Below are 17899 nucleotides of genomic sequence, written 5' to 3' on the forward strand. Positions count from 1 at the left end.
ATTCGATGGGGCGGACGCCACATCCGTGCAGCCGCGTGACCTCCGGTTCTCGGGCCTCAGTGATCAAGGCCCAATGCATCTGGAACACCCCGGATCCAAGCGGCTCGATCCTGCTCTTCCGCAGCAACGCGCTCCAGCCCCTCGATGAATCGCCGACGCCCGCCCGGATCCATCCTGCCCAGCTCATAGGCAATCTCTTCCAGGGTGCTCAGCGCCGCATGAGAGTCATGCCCCACCGCAACGAGATCCTCCAAGGTCGCCACCGCCGCCAGAAGGGCCCTGACGACCTCATCTCCCTGAACCACAGCTCCGCGTTCTTCAACCCCAGTGATCACAGGACGATGCTGCCACCCACACGGGTGCCCAGGACACCGCCGGCGCCGCCGCCCGCGACCGCTCACACCGGCCGGCCGAACGACACCCAGCCCGGTGAACGTTTGTGGTCAGGGCACTGGCCAGGTGCCGAAGCACTCCACTACCGGGCCCCGGGGGCCCCGGCCTTCCGGGCAGCGGTCGGAGTCTCCCCGGGTGACCTGCGGGCGTGGGGGAAGCGGTCCGCGCCGGGCGGGCCCGCATGGTCGAAAGGTTGGTCATACCTTCCGATCACGAGACGAGCCGATGATGCCCCTGTCCCATCGGCGGACCGCCGCCACGACCCTGGTCCTGCTGCTCGCCCTCCCGGCCTGCGGCGCACCGCGGGCAGCCGAGCCGCCCGCCCCGACGCCGCAGGCGGCGACGCCGACGCCGACCGGCCCGAGGGCCTTCACCCTGGTCGCCACCGGCGACGTGTTGCCGCACACCGAGATCATCCAGCAGGCCAAGGAGGACGCCGGCGGCAACGGGTACGACTTCACGGCCATGCTGGCCGGAGTCAAACCGCTGGTCAGCGGTGCGGACCTGGCGATCTGCCACATGGAGACCGTCTACGGCGCGGACGGCGGCCCGTACACCGGCTATCCGACGTTCAAGTCCCCGCCGCAGGTGGCCAAGGCGCTCAAGGACACCGGGTACAGCTCCTGCGACACCGCGTCCAACCACACCCTGGACGACGGTGCGGCCGGAATCCGCCGGACGCTCGACGCCATGGACGCCGTCGGCCTCGCCCACACCGGATCCGCCCGCACCGCCGAGGAGGCCGGTCGGCCCGCGCTGCTGCGGACGAGCGGCGCGACGGTGGCCCAGCTCGCCTACACGTACGGCACCAACGGCATCCCCCTGTCCGAGGGCGAACCCTGGGCCGTCAACCTGATCGACCGGGACCGGATCCTCGCCGACGCCCGCGCCGCCCGGGCGAACGGCGCCGACCTGGTAGTGGTCAGCATCCACTGGGGCACCGAGTGGCAGGACACGCCGAACGAGCAACAGCTCACCCTGACACGGGAGTTGTCCGCAGCCGGACAGGGTCCGGGCCGACCCGACATCGACCTGGTCCTCGGCACCCACGCCCACATCCCCCAGGCCTACGAGAAGATCAACGACACCTGGACGGTCTACGGTCTCGGTGACCAGCTTGCCGGCCACATGTTCACCTACGACGGCGCCGAGGACCCGCGCGGCAACTGGAGCTCCCTCGCCCGCTTCACCGTCAGCCCGTCGGCCGGCCCCGGGCAGCGGTGGACGGTCACCCGGGCCGAGTTCGTGCCGCAGATCACCGACCTCGGCCCGCCCTACCGGGTGCTCGACCTGCGGGAGGCCGTCCGCCGCAACCCCGGCCGCACCGACTGGGCCCGCGCGCTGGAGCACATCCGTACAGTGGTGCTCAGCCGCGGAGCCGGTGCGGCCGGCCTCACCATGGCGCCGCCGCAGCGGTGACGGCCGCCGGTACCGGGTCCGCCGGTCCGCCCGGATCAACGGTGGCCTCCCGGTGCCGCGTCCGGTAGTGCGCACAGGGCGGCGTCCACGAGGTCGTCGAGCCGCTGGCGGCCCGCCCTGTCGGTCACCTGCGCCGTCACCGCGACGCCGGCGGACCTTCCGTCGGCGGTGGCGCCGGCGCGCGTCTCGTAGCCGGGGTAACTGCCGCCGTGTCCCCAGTAGTAGCCGCCGCAGGACAGCGGCCTGCGCACCAGGCCCAGGCCGTACTCGGCGCCCGGACCGAAGGTGTCCTCGGCTGGGGTCGTGGTGCGCATCTCGGCCAGCAGATCGCCGGGCAGGAGACGGTCCTCCTCCAGCAGGGCGGTGAAGAACCGGTCCAGGTCGGAGTTCGTGGACACCAGGCCCCCGGCAGCCCAGGCCCAGGAGGGATCGAGTTCGGTGACGTCGACCAACGGGGCGCCGGGCGCCGGCCTGTCGTACCCCTTAGGGTGCGGGCCCCGGATCGTCGTGTCGCCCGGGGCCGGGAGGTACGTGTGCCGGAGCCCGAGCGGGCGGATGATCCGCCGGTTCAGCTCCTCGGACAGGGGCCGGCCGGTGACCTCCTCGATGATCATGCCCGCTACCAGGTAGTTGGTGTTGCTGTACTGCCAGGACGCCCCCGGCCGGAAGGCGGCGGGGTGCCGCAGGGCGAGGTCGAGGAGCTCCCGGGGCTCGTAGTGCCGGACCTCGTCACCGAGGTGGTCGCTGTAGTCGGGCAGTCCGCTGCTCTGGTGGAGCAGCTGACGGATGGTGATGTTCCCCCCGTCGATGCCCTCGCCTCTCACCAGGCCCGGCAGGTGGTCGTCGACGGTGTCGTCCAGCGCCACCTCGCCCTCGTCGACCAGCTGGAGCAGGACGACGGCGACGAAGCTCTTGGTGTTGCTGCCGACCCTGACCGCTCCGTCGAGGGGCACCGGTGCGCCCGTCGCCACGTCGCCGACGCCGGCCGTGCGGCCGGCGGTCCGGCCCCGGCCGTCGCGGACGGTCAGCAGCGCTCCGGGCGCCCCGAGGTCCGTCACCAGGGCGTCCAGCCGGCCCTGGACGGTGTCGGGCGGGGCGCCCGGACGCGCGGCAGTGCCGGCCAGGGCGGTGCCGGGCGGGGCGGCGACTGCCGGGGTGGCGAGCGTGAGGAGGGCGAGGGCGGCGGCTGCCGCGGTGGCCGCCGCCCTGCGGAGCGGACGGCGGCGCGGGGTGGACGAAGTCATGGTGCTCTCCTCCGGTGCGGCGGGGAGCGTGATCGCTCCCGGGTGCCCCCACACCATCACGGGATCCCGTGACCGGTCGTCACCATGCAGCAGGAAAGGGCCGTCGCTCCCGTGCTACCCCGGTAGTGCCCGGCCCTGCTCCCCTCGGAGTACCCGGCCCCCGACGAGCCGTCAGGGGCCGGGGGCGGGCGGCTGCCCCTACGGCTTGCGGGCGAGGCCGCCGTACACCGAGACCTCGCTGTCGGCGACGGCCGAGGGCTCCCCCAGCTCCGGGTGCCAGCGGTTGACCAGTACGACGCCCGGATCGTCCAGTTCCAAACCGGTGAAGAAACGTTCCACCTCGGCCAGGGAGCGTACGTGGACGTCGATCCCCGCCTCCGCGTAGCGGCGCGCGCCGACCGCGGCCTGCTCCGGCGCGTTGTCGGCGGTCCCCGCGGTCAGCGCGAGGAAGCTGCCGGAGGGCAGGGCGTCCAGGAGCTTGCGGACGGGCGGGTGCGCGGCCTCGTCGGAGAGGAAGTGCACGATGTTGATCAGCGTCAGCGCGACCGGCTCGGTCAGGTCCAGGGTGGCGGCCACCGCCGGGTCGGCCAGGAACTTCTCCGGGTCACGCAGGTCACCCTCGACGTACGCGGTGCGGCCCTCGGCGGTGCTGCTGAGCAGCGCCCGCGAATGGGCCAGCACGATCGGGTCGTTGTCCACGTAGACCACCCGGCAGGTAGGGTCCACCGCCTGGACGACCTCGTGCAGGTTGGGGGCGGTGGGGATGCCGGTGCCGACGTCCAGGAACTGGCGGATGCCGTGCGTCCCGGCCAGGCGGCGGACCATCCGGTGCATCACCCCGCGGGCCGCGGCGGCGCCGTCCCGGGCACCGGGCAGGTCGGCGAGCAGGCGGTCGGCCATCTCGCGGTCGGCCGGGAAGTTGGTCTTGCCACCGAGCAGGTAGTCGTAGACCCGGGCCGAGTGCGCCCGGTCGGTCCGCAGGTCCACCTGGGGCGGCTGGTCGAACGCGGCCTCCGTCAACCAGCTCTCCGGCCCGATGCTGTCCACTGCGCCCTCCCCGTTCGACGTCCGTCCCGGACCACTCAACCACAGGAGGCGACGTCCGTCAGGCGGTTCCCGGTGTCCGCTGAACGCCTGCTTCCGCCTCCTTCACCGCGGCGGCGAACGAGGGCACCCGCATCGCCGTCAGCAGGGCGAGGGCCGGCCCCGCCGTGCAGACCGTGACGTAGGCGGGGATCACACCGAGCCGGTTGTGGTGGTCGAGCCACTCGGCGAGCAGCGGGAAGGTCCCGCCGAAGGCGGCGATGGTGGCCGCGTTGACCACGCCGAGGCCGACCGCCCTGACCTCGGTCGGGAAGAGCAGACCGGTGAAGACGTTGAGCGTGCCGAGCACCGTCGCCACCAGCATCCCGAGCAGCACGGCCACGGCCTGGAAGGGCAGCCAGCCACCGCGCAGCCCGGCCAGCAGGATGCCGACGGCCGGGACGGGCAGTCCGAAGCCGAGCCGGGCGACCGGCAGCAGGCCGAAGCGGTCGGCGGCCGCACCGGTGAGCAGCATGGTGACCAGCACCGCGCCCAGCACCACGGTCATGAAGGAGGCCGCCTGCTCCTTGTCGATCACGTGGTAGGCGGCGGCGTACTGCGGCAGGTAGACCAGCGCGAAGTAGTACCCGACGGTGCCGCCGAGGGTGTTGAGGAAGACGGTGAGCACCGCCCAGCGGTGCTCACGGAGCATCCGGAGGAACGGCGGGCGTGCGGCGTCCGGCCCCTGGGCGCGGGACCTCGCGCGGGCGCGGTGGAACTCGGCGCTCTCCGGCGCGGCACGTCGCACCCACACCGCGCCGAGGCCGAGCAGCGCGGCGGCGACGAAGCCCCAGCGCCAACCGCCGTGCTCCAGGCCCGACTTGCCGATGGTGTGGATCAGCAGGGTGAGCACGCCGAAGGAGAGCAGCGAGCCGAGGATGATCCCGCCGTAGGACACCGAGCTGAAGGCGAAGCGGTGCCGCGGCGGGGCGGTCTCGGTGACGTACGCGGCGACGCTCGGCGCCTCGCCGCCGAAGGCGAGCCCCTGCACCACCCGCGCGGTGACCGCCAGCACGGCCGCCCAGGCCCCGACGCTCCGCTGCCCCGGCAGCACAGCGATGCCCAGACTCGCCGCCGCGATCACCGCCATCCCGAGGCTGAGCGCGAACCGCCGCCCCCGGGTGTCGCTGAGCCGCCCGATCAGGTAGGAACCGACCGGCCGGGCCCCGAAGCCGACGGCAAAGGTGGCGTACGCGCCGAGCACCCCGCTGACGCCGCCCTTGCCGTGGCCGAAGAGGTCCGCGGCGAAGTACGGCGCGAGGACGGCGTAGACGTTCCAGTCGAAGGACTCGACCACCGACCCGACGGTCGCCGCCGCCAGCTCCCGCCGTCGACCACCGGTTCGCGCCTCACCCTCGGCGGGACCGGTCTCGATGCGATCTGTCATGGCGTCAGCATGGCACCGTCGGGAGGGCGGCGGAATCGGGCCCGGCGGGCTCGTCCGGGCGGTCGGCGAGCAGGCGTGCGGGCGGCCCCTTGGGGCAAGCCGGCGTAGCGGGCGGACCCCTCCGGGCAAGCAGGCGTGCGAGAGGGCGTACGGGAAGGGTACGCACCACCGATGTGACTGGTGTGACTACCTGGTGATATTTGTGTGCGGTGCATTCGATGATCATCCGGACCTCAAGGCGCGCCCTGCCCGTCGCCGTCTCCGCCGCCACCGCCGTCGCCCTGCTGGCCGGCTGCACCAGCGGCGGCTCCTCCTCCGCGCCCGCCCCGGCCGCGGCGTCCGCCACCGCCCTCGCGTCCGCCACTCCGAGCGCGACCCCGACCCCGACCGCCAAGCCCACCGGCGCCGACGACCCGGCCCTCAAGGCCTTCTACGGCCAGCAGCTGGCCTGGGCGCCCTGCCGGAACGACGGCGACCAGTCGGCCGAGGACCAGGCCGACACCTCGGCACTGCAGTGCTCGACCCTCAAGGTCCCGCTCGACTACGCCGCCCCGGACGGCGGCACGCTGGACGTCGCCGTGATCCGCAACCCCGCGGTCAAGCAGGACCAGCGGATCGGCTCGCTGATCCTCAACCCCGGCGGTCCGGGCGGTTCCGGCGTCGCCATGGTCAAGGGCGGTCCGAAGCGCTTCGACGGTCCGGTGCACGACCGCTACGACCTCGTCGGCTTCGACCCGCGCGGAGTCGGCGGCACCAGCTCGCTCAACTGCCTGGACGACCGGACCCGCGACGGCTGGCTGAACACCGACGAGGCCGGCGCCGACCACGGCAAGCAGCTCGCCGACGCGTGCCAGGCCAAGTACGCCCGGGTGCTGCCCTTCGTCAGCACCCGCAACACCGCCCGCGACATGGACGTCCTGCGCTCCGCCCTCGGCGACCGGAAACTCAGCTACCTCGGCATGTCCTACGGCACCTACCTCGGCTCGCTCTACGCCGAGGAGTTCCCGGACCGGGCCGGCCGGCTGGTGCTGGACGGCGCCACCTCGCCGTCCAGCACCCTGATCCAGCACAACATCGAGCAGGAAGCCGGATTCGAGCGCTCGCTGAAGGCGTTCGCCGCGGACTGCGCCGCCAAGAACCCGTGCCCGCTCGGCAAGGACCCCGACCTCGCGGCGGGGAAGCTCGCCGACTTCCTCGACGGGCTCAAGGACAAGCCGCTCAAGACCGCCAAGGGCCGGACCCTCACCTCCACCGCGGCCTGGAACGGCGTGATCGGCCGACTCTACGGCGGCGAACAGGCCTGGGCCGGCCTGCGCAACGCCCTCGGCTGGGCCATGGTCCGCGGCGAGGGGGACGACCTGCTCGCGCTCGCCGACGACTACAACGGCCGGGACAAGGACGGCCGTTACGGGCCCTCCACGGACGCCTACACCGCCATCCACTGCGCCGACGGCGCCACCGACGCGCCCTCCGGCGAGCAGCTCCAGGCCGCGCTCAGCGACCTCGCCGCCAAGGCCCCGCTGGTGAGCAAGCACGACCCGACGGCCGCGCTGTTCGATCCCGACTGCCGTGTCTGGCCGTTCCGCTCGACCGAGAAGCCGCACGTCGTCAAGTCCACCGCCGCCACCCCGATCGTCGTCGTCGGCTCCACCGGCGACCCGGCCACCCCCTACGCCTGGGCGGAGAAGCTCACCGGCGAGCTCGGCAACGCCGTCCTGCTCACCCGCGAGGGCGAGGGGCACGTGGCGTACGACCGCAGCGCCTGCGTCCGCGCATCGGTGAACGCCTTCCTCGTCGACGGCACCGTGCCAGCCGCGGGCACCCGCTGCACGACCGACTGACGCCCGGAGCTGCCGCGCGCCGAGTCCCCCTGCCCCTGCCTCTCCCCCGAGCGGGCAGGGGGTCGGCACACCGTCGGCACAGGATCTGGCAGCACAGGAACTCACCGCGAGAGCCGTCGACACGGGAACCGTTCGCGCGGGAACTGCCGGCACGGGAACGCCGGCGCCCCTTCCGGACCTGCCGTCAGCAGGGGCGGGGCGGCCCTTCGCGCTCCGTCGGACCCAGCCGGCCTCGCAGGGGCGGCGGCGCCACCGGAAGTCCCCTCCTGCCCTCTCCCGGTAGACCGCCCCCGCGCAGGACTGCGGACCTCCCGTGCCACCACTTCGCAATCCTGCATCACGTCGGTGTCGGCGAACCCGCACTGCGGTGACGATCATAATCGCCAGGCGACGCGCGTTGTACCCCGCGACCACCGAAACCGGCGAGCTCGCCTCCCCGCACGGTGCACGACCACCCGTCGCGGCCGACCGAGCCACGGGCCGCGTGGGCGGCGCGGAAACGGACATCGCCGAACGGTGCGGCGCCTCCGCTCATCGGCCGTCGGCCGGACCAGGCGTACGCGCGGCCTTCTCCTCGAGCTCGCGGAGGTCGTCGGCCATGGCGAGCAGGACCCGCAGGCTCCCGTCCGAGAGCGCGGCGGCACGCCTGGCCAGGTCCACCACCCCGTCGTGGCCGAGGGCCTGTTCCAGCTCGCCGATCCGCCCCAGCCGATCGAGCTGCTCATCGACCAGGGCGGCCTTGGCGTCGTCCAGGAAGTAGCTCGCGCCGGCGCTGATGCCGAAGCCGCGGCCCAGCCAGTCCAGCGTGTCCACGGTGGGGTTGGAGGCCTGGCCCTTCTGGTTCAGGCCGAGGTGGAGGTTGCGCACCGTGTCGCGCGAGATGACGTCCCGTCCCGCCAGCCGGTTGATCCGCTCGGCCAACTCGCGGTAGGCCGGCGGGCGTCCGCCGGACCGCGCCGCCTCCCGGGCCATCAGCCGCTCCAGCCGGGCGGCGATCGCCGAGGCCCGGTCCACCGGCTGCTCCGGTCCGCCGGCCGCGCCGGCGTCTGCTGCCGTCACCTTCGTCCCCCTCCCCGAGGCGCAGTCACGATACCGTCGGCGTTCCACCAGCCGTCACCCGGGCTCGTCGGCCGGCCGGCGGCGGTGGGCCCCCCGACCGGGAGAGACCGGGGCCCACCGGCACGCGGGCGAGGTCGACAGCGGGCTCAGCAGCCGAAGTCGATCAGGCGGAACGTGGCGTAGTGGTCACCGGTGTAGTAGTCCTCGCGGTACCGCTGCCCCGTGACGATCCGGCGGGCGCCCCGGGTCGGGGCACCGGGGGTGACGACGGTGTACTCGTGGTAGTAGCCGGACCGCTGCGAGGGCAGCACGTGCTCCTTGTTGCCGAACACGGTGCCGTCCTGGCGGTACGGGAAGGGGCCGCCCGCGGCGATCAGGTCGAGGGTGGTCCGGACCTGGGAGGGCAGGGCGGAAAGGCACACCTTGCCGCTCACCGAGGCATGCGCCTCGGTGGCGACGGCGACGGGCGCGAGTGTGGTCAGGGCGAGGACGGTGGTGGCGGCAACACGCTTCCACACGCGTGGAGTTCGGGTCATGCCACCCAGGATGACGAGCCCGGGAGCGACTCGGAAGCCCTGTCCGAAGCCTTCACCTCCGGTCAACTCACCGTACTTTTGCAGGACTTGACCGAATCAGCGGGCCACTCCGCGGGGCCGCATCCGTGGACGGCCGACCCGTCGGCCGTCCACACCGGCCGAACCACAGCCGCCCGCACCCGCCTTTACCCGCACATGCGTCCGCCACCGCCGGTCGAGGCGGTGGCGGACGCGGAGGCGGTGGCGGACGCGGTGACGGCCGCAGTGCCGGACGCGGTGCCCGACGCGGTGCCGGACGCGGTGCCGGACGACCGCGCGGCTCAGCCGCGCGGCAGCACCAGGGACTGCACCGCCGACAGCTTGCGCCAGTCGCTCGACACGATGCTGGCGTGCGCGCGGGCCAACTGCTCGGTCCGGGCCCGCGCCTGGTCGGCGGTCGGATCGGTCGCGCTGATCTGCGGCGCGACGTTCTGGGCGTCCGTCATCACCAGCAGGTAGTGCGAGCGGTCGTACCACGCGGTGTCGATGCCGTTGACGTAGGCGGCGGCGTCGCCGTCGAAGACCACGAACCAGGGCCGGATCCCGGCGTCCGCCCCGGTGTACTTGCCGCGCGGGTCGCCGGCCGCGGCGCCGTGCACGGCGGGGAACAGCTGGGCCTGGCCGATCCGCCCGGCCGCCGCGAGGTCCCGCAGGTGCCGCCCGTACTCGACGTCGGTGTGCAGGTTGTCGAAGGGGTTGCCCTCCTCGACCGTCCCGGGGATCGCGTAGAGCAGCACCCGGCCGGCGAGCGCCGAGCGGCTCGGCCAGTTGCCCGCCCGCACCGCCTCGTCGACCGTGGCGTACGAGCCGCCGCCGGGCCTGGCCAGCACGTCGGCCGGGCGCAGCACGGCGTTGCCGAGGTGGGCGGCGATCAGCGCGTCCAGCTGGTCGGCACCCATCCCCATGTTCCCGGCGAAGCCGCCCTTGAGTTCCAGCTTGATCACCAGCGGTCCGGCGCCCGGGTGGGCGCCGAGCCAGACCCGGACGTCGTCGAGGCAGTGCTCCAGGTTCTTGTTGGTGCCGCCGGCGTAGAGCTGGGCCGGGGTGTCCGCGGCGGTGCAGTTGTTGGAGTTGCCGAGCGGGTTGGAGTGGCTGACCTTCCACTCCTTGGTGACGACGTCGGTCCAGAGGTCCAGCTCGATCATCCCGGTGCCGGTGTCGAGGCTCTGGGCGAGGTACGGGTAGGCGGCCGGGTCGTAGGTGTTGTGCAGGCCCACGGTGGTGGCCGAGCCGAACGGCAGGTCGCCCGTGCCGCCCTCGGCGGCCGCGGGGGCGGCGGTCGGGATCAGGGCCGCCGCGGCGGCGGCCAGGCCGGCCGCCATGAGGCCGGCCAGGGTACGGCGTACGGTCATCGGAATCGTTCCCCCCGGGTTCGGTCGCGTCGGCCGCCCTCGCGGCCGCCCGAGCAAGCATCGCCCGCCCGGGCGTGCTTCTCGTGAAGAAGACACGACAATAGCGTGACGACTCCGTCACGCCTGCAGGGGGTCCGGGCCGGGCTCCCCCGGCCCGCGCGGGGTGCCGCGCAGGGCGCCACGCCCCGGAGGTGACGAAGCATCAGCCTGTCGTACCCGCGCGCTAGCGTGTCCCGCGAACACCCGGAAGCCGGGCACTGTGACGACTAGCACTGTGACGACCGACACGGGCGATGAGCACCGGGTTCGAGATCATCCTGCCCACGAACAGCGAGCACCGAGCACCGAGCAGCGGAGGAAACCGATGTCCCTGGTCCGCGTCCACAACTTCTCGATCTCCCTCGACGGCTACGGCACCGGCGAGGGCCAGAGCCTCGAGCAGCCCTTCGGCCACGCGACCGATCGGCTGCACCGCTGGTTCTTCCGCACCCAGACCTTCCGGCGGATGCACGGCAAGACGGGCGGCGACACCGGTGTGGACGAGGCGATGGCCCGCACCTGGGCCGACGACATCGGCGCGGAGATCATGGGGCGCAACAAGTTCGGCCCGCAACGAGGCCCTTGGCAGGACGAGGACTGGCGCGGCTGGTGGGGCCCGAACCCGCCGTTCCACACCCCGGTGTTCGTGCTCACCCACCACCCGCGCCCCAGCCTCGAGATGGAGGGCGGCACGACCTTCCACTTCCTCGACGCCACCCCCGAGGAGGCACTGGCGCAGGCCCGGAAGGCAGCCGGCGGCAAGGACGTCCGGATCGGCGGTGGGCCCAGCACCGTCCGCGCCTTCCTGGAGGCCGACCTGATCGACCACCTGCACGTGGTCGTGGTGCCGATCGTACTCGGCCGGGGCGAGTCGCTGTGGGCCGGGCTCGAGGGCCTGGAGCAGCGCTTCGACAGCGAAGCCGTGAGCAGCCCGAGCGGCGTCATCCACCTCACCCTCACCCGCCGCCGGAGCTGACGCGGAACGGGCGGCCTCCCCGCGTTCCGGGGAGGCCGCCCGACACACACCGGACCGGCCGGGACCGCCCGGGCCGGCCGGGACCGCCTGGGTCGCCCGGGCTCGTCGGATCCGGTCGGTCACACCCGGCCGGGCACGTCAGACCCGGTCGGCCGCGATCAGCACGTACTGGAAGGAGCCGTCCTTGTAGGACTCGATGAACGCCTCCTCGATGCCGGTGACCAGCGAGGTGGTGTTGCGCAGCTCCCAGTAGGGCAGGGTGTCGGGGGTCAGGTCGATGACGGCCTGCGGCACCAGGCGGTTGTCGGCCATCGCCCGCAGGTACTCCCGGCGGGAGTGGATGTTGCACTCGAAGTGCGCGTTGATCTGCGAGACCCACTTCGACGGCTGCCCGTACTTCGGGTTCCAGCAGCCCGTGATGGTCACGTACCGGCCGCCGACGGCCAGTACCCGGGAGTGTTCGGCGAACAGGTCGTGCAGGTCGACGTACATGCTGGACTCGTTGTTCCAGGAGCCGGCGGCCGAGCCGTTCTCGAAGGGCATGTCGAGCATGTTGGCCACCCGGGAGCGGACGAAGTCCCCGATGCCGAGCTCGGCGGCGCGCTTGTTGCCGAATTCGGCCTGCTGGGTGGAGAGGGTCAGGCCCTCGACGCGGCAGCCGAAGCGCTGGTGCGCCATGACCATGGAGCCGCCGCGGCCGCAGCCGGCGTCGACCAGGAGGCCGTCGGCCGGGACGTCGCCGAGGTGGTCGAGCAGCACGTCGGCCTGGGCGGACTCCAGGCGGTGCAGCTCGGCGATGACCTTCTTCTCGCGCTCGCTGTCGGCCGGGTCGCCGATCGCCTGCTGGTCGACCGCGCCGATGCCGTAGTGGTGGTGGTAGAGGCCGTCGACGTCACCCAGGCGGAGGTTGACCGGGCGGGCCTCGTGGTCCCAGTAGCGCGCGATGTCACCCTGGTAGGGAGTCGCCGGGCCGGGGATGGTGCGGTCGGGAGCGCTGAGGTCGTCGGTCACGGACATGGGTCAACTCCAGTGTTCTCAAGGGTGGTTACCGGAAACGGGTGATTACCGGGATTCGGGCGGCTGCCGGGGGTGCGACCGGGAACGGCGCTCACCAGAAGTCGGGCAGCGTGTAGCGGTAGGTGTTGGTCTGGTGCCAGTAGTGGTTGCCGTCGACCCACGCGGCGACGCCGCGCAGGAACCGTACGAGTGTCGGCACGGGGCAGGCCGCGGCCAGCGCGGCCGCCTCCGCCTCGAAGGCGTGCATCAGCTCGTTGTGGACCTCGACGGCCTTCAGGTAGCCCTCCTTGTGCGAGACGCCCTCGCGTTCGGAGATCACCACGGGGAGGTTGAGGTGCACCCCCGGGCTGGACAGCTCCTTGGTGTACGAGTACAGGTCGTTGACGATGGTCGTCGCGTTTCCGGCCAGCGCGATCACCCGCTGCATGGCGGGCAGCGCGTGCAGGTCGGCGGGCAGCTCGTAGCCGCCGACGGTGTCGGTGATCGTCGGGCAGGGGCGGAAGTTGTTGAACTGGCGCATCGCCAGGTACTCCCACACCTCCGGCACGTGGCCGGTCTCGTCCCAGGCCGCCTCCGCCAGGTACCCCATGTGCAGCCGCGCCATGTCGTGCCGGAAGCGGTCCGCCTGGGAGGGCGTCGCGGCGCGGACGAAGTAGTCCATCGCCGAGCGGTAGGCGCGCCGGGGCGGGTCCTCGGACAGCGAGGACTCCCAGGCCGGGTGGTACTCCGCCGTGGTGTGGAGCGGGTCGAGCGCGGTGTGCGCGAGCAGCAGGCGGCTGCCCAGGCCGACCGGAGAGCCGCCGAGGTCCTCGCAGTAGCAGTCGTCCACGGCGTTCTCCGCGACCATCAGGCGGGCCGCGAGCATCAGGTGGTCGACGCTGGGCGCGTCCGGGTGGCAGGCCACCATGTAGCGCCCGGTGGAGAACCCGTCGAAATCCTTCTCCCACTCCGGCGGGTAGAGCTCGATCTCGTCGATCGCCCAGGCCTTGATCTTCAGGCTGAGCGCCTCCACCCGGACCGGGTCGGGCTCGGCGATCGGGTGGTGGTAGAGGCCGGGGACGGGATCGCCGGCCTTCGGCTTGCCCCCGGTCGGGGCATCGACGGCCGGCGGATCGACGGCGACGGCTGGCGCGAGGCGGGGCGGACCGGGCAGGCCCGGCGCCGGACCGGCCGACCCGACCAGGAGCGGGGCCTTGGAGCCGGGAGCCCCGAACCCCGGGGTCCTGACCTCGGGCACCTTGGTCTCGGGCAGGACTTCCGCGGGGACGGCGGCCGCTGCCGCCGGCGCCTGGGCCGCCGCGAGCTGCGGCGCCGGCTGCAGCCCGGCGGTCCCGATTCCGCTCGGTCCGCGCAGGATCCGCTCGATGGCGCTGGTGTTCATGCGCCCACCCCTGACACGAGGACGGTCGTGGGCGGTGGGGGTGGTGAGTCCGGTTGGGTGCGCACGGGCATGGAGCCTCCTCTGAGAAGGACCGCAGGATGTGACGGGCCGTCATCCCGCCGTCGCGAAGGGGAACTCCACGCCGCGGGCCCCGTCTCGCTCGTTTCCCAACCGTAGGCGCGAAGGCGCGCCGCGGAACGCAATGGACGATCTTCTACACCCGATAAGGTGAACGTTCATGCGTACGGCGTTTGAAGCGCCCCCTCATCCTGCACGGGCCGACCCCACCCTCCGGCGCATCGCGGCGGCCCGGCCCCCTGCGCCCCCGCTGCGGACCGCGTCAACCCATCGCGACCGTGGCGCGTCCGGCGCTGCCCGGCCGCGGGCCGCCCGCCCCGACGAGTGGTTCCGCCCGTAGCCGGCCGTGTAAGAGGGAGAAGAATGGCCTGGGGCCCCGTCGAGGAAGCGGGACCGGGAAGGAAGACCAGCGCATGGAGAGCCAGCCCAGCAGCCGCACCGCACTCGTCGAGGACCTCATGGAGCGCTTCCCCGACGTGCCCCGGGAGGCGGTGATCAAGGAGGACCTGCTGCGCGGAGGCATGGCCTTCGACGAGTCGGCCCTCAGCGGCAGCTCCGGCGCCGACGGGGGCGGCGAGGTCAAGCCGAAGTCGTACTTCATCTTCTCCTTCGACCACCGCACCCTGCCCGAACTCGGCGCGGCCGCACTCAACCGGCCGCCGGAGGAGGTGGTGCTGACCGGCGGACCGTACGGGCTGCGCCGCACGGTGGTGTCGGTGCGGGTCAACCCGGACTCGCCGTACCGGGTGGGGGCGGGCGAGGACGGCACCCTCGGCCTCTACCTGGACGGAGCCCGGATCGCCGACGTCGGCCTGCCGCCGATGCCCGACTACTACCGCCACACCCTGGCCAACAGCAAGTCCGTGATGGAGGTCGCCCCGACGATCCAGTGGGGTTACCTCATCTACCTCACGGTGTTCCGGGTCTGCCAGTACTTCGGCGCCAAGGAGGAGTGCCAGTACTGCGACATCAACCACAACTGGCGCCAGCACAAGGCGGCCGGCCGCCCGTACACCGGGGTCAAGCCGGTCGAGGAGGTGCTGGAGGCCCTGGAGCTGATCGACCGGCACGACACCGCCCGCGCCTCCCAGGCCTACACCCTCACCGGCGGCGCCATCACCTCGCACGTCGGCGGCCGGGACGAGGCCGACTTCTACGGGCAGTACGCCAAGGCCATCGAGGAGCGCTTCCCCGGCCGCTGGATCGGCAAGGTGGTCGCCCAGGCGCTGCCGCGCGATGACGTCCAGCGCTTCCGCGACTACGGCGTGCGGATCTACCACCCAAACTTCGAGGTCTGGGACAAGCGCCTGTTCGAGCTCTACTGCCCCGGCAAGGAGCGCTACGTCGGCCGGGACGAGTGGCACCGCCGGATCCTCGACTCCACCGAGGTGTTCGGCGCGGAGAACGTGATCCCCAACTTCGTCGCGGGCGTGGAGATGGCCGAGCCCTTCGGTTTCACCACCGTCGACGAGGCGATCGCCTCCACCCGGGAGGGCCTGCGGTTCTTCATGTCCCACGGGGTGGTCCCCCGGTTCACCACCTGGTGCCCCGAGCCCACCACCCCGCTCGGCAAGGCCAACCCGCAGGGCGCGCCGCTGGAGTACCACATCCGGTTGCTGCGGACCTACCGGGCGGCCCTGGAGGAGTTCGGCCTCTCCTCCCCGCCCGGTTACGGCCCGGCCGGTCCCGGCAAGGCGGTCTTCTCGGTCAGCTCCTTCATGGACTCCCTCCCGGGCTGAGCCCGCTGCCGGCGGTGCCGCGCGCCCGGTCGGGGGCGGCACCGCCGGACCGCCGGACCCGCTCGGCGAGCGCTCGCCCGCCGCGCAGAGGCCCGTCGAAGGCCGGCCGAGCGTGGCCTCACCCGCCGTTCAGCGGGCGGACGGTGAGGATCTGCTCGGCACGGCCGACCGGGCCGTGGACGTCGTGCAGCACCGTGCTGGTGACACCGTGCCCGGCCGGACCGAAGGTGACGGCGGTGTCCAGGCCGGTCCAGCGGCCTTCGGGGCGGCGATGCAGGTGGACCGTCAGATCGGTGTTGGGGAACATCCACTCACCGGGATCCCGGCGGACGGCGATCCCGTTGGCGGTGTCGACCAGGGTGAGGAAGGCGGCGTGCGGGCTGCTGGGCTCCCCCGCGACCAGCTCCAGCGGCGTGGAGACCCAGGCGGCGGCGCGCCCGGGGGCGGTGAGGCGGTGCCGGACGTCGATGGAGGCGATGTAGCCGCCGCCCCACTGTCCGCTCATCGCCCACGGCTCGAACTCCTCGGGCGCGGGCAGCGGTTCGTCGTGGGTTCCGGCGACGGCGGCGGTGTCCAGCTCGGCCAGGAACCAGGCCCGGGCCCGGACGACCGCGCGGTCGCCCACGGTGGCCACCGCCTCCACCAGCTCGATGGTGCGGCCCGGTCGGACGGTCTCCACCCTGATCTCGAGCTCGTCGAGGGCGATCAGGCCGAGTATGTCGTAGCTGATCCGGGCCAGTGCCAGGCCGTCGGCGGGGCGGCCGGCCCGGTAGCGGTCGATCGCGTGTGCGATCAGGCCGCCCACCGGGCTGAAGTGCTGCTCGTCCGGGTGCCAGGCGCCCTGCGCGTGGCCGGTCGGCTTGTAGCGGTGCTCGCCGGTGCGCTGGTAGTAGCTGTCGGGCGCGGCGGTGGGGGCGGTCAAGGTGCGTTTCTCCTCGGGCCGGATCGCGGGGGGCCGGGCGGGCGCCGCAGGACTCCGGCGCCCGCGATCACGATCGTATGGGGCCGAACCGGCACCGGGGGTTGTGATGCGCCCCACATCGCCGCGCCCCGCACCGCCGCGCCCCGCACCGCCGCGTCCCACACCGCCGCGTCCCGCACCGCCGCGTCCGGAGCCCGACCGGACGGTCACCGCCCGCACCGCCGTGGCCAGGCCCACCGCAGGCCGTACCGCCCGCCTCGCCCCCCAGCCGAGCGGCGGTCAGTGCGCGGCGAGCGGGTAGTGGTCGGAGAGGTCGGTGTAGGTGTAGCTCCTGCCCCAGCTGCTCACCGTCCAGGGCGCGCTGTGCACCCGCAGGACCTCGTTGGTGTACTGCTGCGGGCGGGCGTGGTCGGCCCGGTAGAGCACGTGGTCGAGGTCCTCCTTGGGCTCGCCCGGGTAGCGGTAGGCGGCGATGGAGTTGTCGGTGGTGTCGAAGGAGTACGGCCAGCCGGTGCGGGCGGAGGCCGGGGCGAGGTTGCCGTTGTCCAGCAGCGCCTGGAACTCGGATCCGCGCGAGTCGATGTTGAGGTCGCCGGCGACGACGATCGGCTCGTCGGCCGGGATCCGCTTGGCGTCCAGGAAGGCCCGCATCGCGCCGAGTTGCCTGGCCCGGTCGTCGGCGGCCTGCCCGCTCGCGCACCCGGAGTCGGTGGACTGCAGGTGGGTGCCGACCACGTGGGTGCGGCGCCCGTCGACGTCCAGCACCGCGTAGACGAAGCCCTTGTTGGACCACCAGTCGGAGCCGCAGGCGTCCTTGAAGACGTACTGCTCCTTGCGCAGGATCGGCCACTTGCTGAGCAGGGTGACCCCGCCGTCCTCGGGGGTGGTGGCGCTGTAGCTGCCCGAGGTGGCGTCCCAGCCGCTGGTGGAGCGTCCCACCACCGGCGTGTGGTACGGGTAGGCGGCCGCGGCCTGGGCGATCAGCGCGTCGGAGGCCGCGTTGTCGAAGGCCTCCTCCAGCACGACCACGTCGTGGCCCTGGAAGAAGTCCGCCGAGGCGATGGCCCGGGCGCGTTGCTGCTGGCCCCAGTTGGGGTAGAGCGAGGTGCTCATCAGGAAGGTGTTGTACGTCAGGACGTGCAGCGGCGGCGCGGTGACGGGGGCGCTCTCCGCGGCGGCCGGGGCGGTGCCGAGGGTGGCGAGCACGGTGGCGGCGGCGGCGAGGGCGCGGCGCGGGGACGGCAGGGGCATCCGGGGGCTCCGTGGGGGACGTGGTGACCCGCCGGTTCGCGGGATGTTGGGCATCCAACTTCGGTGCGTGCACGGCTCGCAAGACTTCCGGCGAGCATTCGGTGAACTCGTCCGGAACAGGAGGGCCGGACCGTCCGAGTCGT

15 protein-coding genes are annotated in these 17899 nt (G+C 72.9%); 4 read left to right on the forward strand and 11 right to left on the reverse strand.

Going from position 1 to position 17899, the window contains the following annotated elements:
• Positions 1-56: 56 nt before the first annotated feature.
• Positions 57-335, reverse strand: coding sequence for a hypothetical protein (locus ACGF07_RS07025; RefSeq protein ID WP_392896108.1), 279 nt, complete (start codon positions 333-335; stop codon positions 57-59).
• 286 nt (positions 336-621) lie between these two features.
• Between ACGF07_RS07025 and ACGF07_RS07030 the strand changes: the two genes are divergently transcribed.
• A complete protein-coding gene (locus ACGF07_RS07030; RefSeq protein WP_392896110.1) occupies positions 622-1812 on the forward strand; it encodes a CapA family protein in 1191 nt (396 codons plus the stop codon).
• 35 nt (positions 1813-1847) lie between these two features.
• Here the strand turns inward: ACGF07_RS07030 and ACGF07_RS07035 are convergent, their stop codons facing one another.
• The 3 genes from ACGF07_RS07035 to ACGF07_RS07045 form a co-directional block, all read right to left on the reverse strand.
• Positions 1848-3056 carry a serine hydrolase domain-containing protein gene (locus tag ACGF07_RS07035; RefSeq protein ID WP_392896112.1) on the reverse strand — a complete coding sequence of 403 codons (1209 nt, stop codon included), beginning with the start codon at positions 3054-3056 and terminating at the stop codon, positions 1848-1850.
• A 198-nt stretch (positions 3057-3254) separates the two neighbouring features.
• Positions 3255-4103, reverse strand: a complete 849-nt coding sequence (locus ACGF07_RS07040; RefSeq protein WP_392896114.1) for an SAM-dependent methyltransferase — start codon at positions 4101-4103, stop codon at positions 3255-3257.
• Positions 4104-4161: 58 nt separating this feature from the next.
• Positions 4162-5526 (reverse strand): MFS transporter, encoded by a 1365-nt coding sequence (locus ACGF07_RS07045; protein ID WP_392896115.1) that lies wholly within the window; start codon positions 5524-5526, stop codon positions 4162-4164.
• A 218-nt stretch (positions 5527-5744) separates the two neighbouring features.
• On the opposite strand from ACGF07_RS07045, the gene ACGF07_RS07050 reads away from it, so the two are divergent.
• Positions 5745-7367: an alpha/beta hydrolase gene (locus ACGF07_RS07050; RefSeq protein ID WP_392896117.1), complete on the forward strand. Its 1623-nt coding sequence runs from the start codon at positions 5745-5747 to the stop codon at positions 7365-7367.
• Between the two features lie 531 nt (positions 7368-7898).
• Here ACGF07_RS07050 and ACGF07_RS07055 read toward each other — a convergent pair.
• The 3 genes from ACGF07_RS07055 to ACGF07_RS07065 form a co-directional block, all read right to left on the reverse strand.
• A complete protein-coding gene (locus ACGF07_RS07055; RefSeq protein WP_392896119.1) occupies positions 7899-8426 on the reverse strand; it encodes a hypothetical protein in 528 nt (175 codons plus the stop codon).
• 146 nt (positions 8427-8572) lie between these two features.
• Positions 8573-8962, reverse strand: coding sequence for a ribonuclease domain-containing protein (locus ACGF07_RS07060; protein ID WP_392896121.1), 390 nt, complete (start codon positions 8960-8962; stop codon positions 8573-8575).
• A gap of 320 nt (positions 8963-9282) precedes the next feature.
• Positions 9283-10353, reverse strand: coding sequence for a phosphatidylinositol-specific phospholipase C domain-containing protein (locus tag ACGF07_RS07065; RefSeq protein WP_392896123.1), 1071 nt, complete (start codon positions 10351-10353; stop codon positions 9283-9285).
• 364 nt (positions 10354-10717) lie between these two features.
• On the opposite strand from ACGF07_RS07065, the gene ACGF07_RS07070 reads away from it, so the two are divergent.
• Positions 10718-11368: a dihydrofolate reductase family protein gene (locus ACGF07_RS07070; protein ID WP_392896125.1), complete on the forward strand. Its 651-nt coding sequence runs from the start codon at positions 10718-10720 to the stop codon at positions 11366-11368.
• 138 nt (positions 11369-11506) lie between these two features.
• Here the strand turns inward: ACGF07_RS07070 and ACGF07_RS07075 are convergent, their stop codons facing one another.
• Positions 11507-12385: a geranyl diphosphate 2-C-methyltransferase gene (locus tag ACGF07_RS07075; protein ID WP_392896127.1), complete on the reverse strand. Its 879-nt coding sequence runs from the start codon at positions 12383-12385 to the stop codon at positions 11507-11509.
• 91 nt (positions 12386-12476) lie between these two features.
• Positions 12477-13766: a family 2 encapsulin nanocompartment cargo protein terpene cyclase gene (locus ACGF07_RS07080; RefSeq protein ID WP_392896129.1), complete on the reverse strand. Its 1290-nt coding sequence runs from the start codon at positions 13764-13766 to the stop codon at positions 12477-12479.
• A 491-nt stretch (positions 13767-14257) separates the two neighbouring features.
• Here ACGF07_RS07080 and ACGF07_RS07085 point away from each other — a divergent pair, with 491 nt between their 5' ends.
• Positions 14258-15583 (forward strand): radical SAM protein, encoded by a 1326-nt coding sequence (locus tag ACGF07_RS07085; RefSeq protein ID WP_392896131.1) that lies wholly within the window; start codon positions 14258-14260, stop codon positions 15581-15583.
• A 118-nt stretch (positions 15584-15701) separates the two neighbouring features.
• Here the strand turns inward: ACGF07_RS07085 and ACGF07_RS07090 are convergent, their stop codons facing one another.
• Together ACGF07_RS07090 and sph are read right to left on the reverse strand one after the other, a co-directional pair.
• On the reverse strand, positions 15702-16505 hold the full coding sequence (locus tag ACGF07_RS07090) for a thioesterase family protein (RefSeq protein WP_392896133.1): 804 nt from the start codon (positions 16503-16505) through the stop codon (positions 15702-15704).
• Between the two features lie 279 nt (positions 16506-16784).
• Positions 16785-17756: a sphingomyelin phosphodiesterase gene (gene sph / locus ACGF07_RS07095; protein WP_392896135.1), complete on the reverse strand. Its 972-nt coding sequence runs from the start codon at positions 17754-17756 to the stop codon at positions 16785-16787.
• Positions 17757-17899 lie beyond the last annotated feature (143 nt).

Source organism: Kitasatospora sp. NPDC048194 (genome assembly GCF_043202455.1).
GTDB lineage: Bacteria > Actinomycetota > Actinomycetes > Streptomycetales > Streptomycetaceae > Kitasatospora.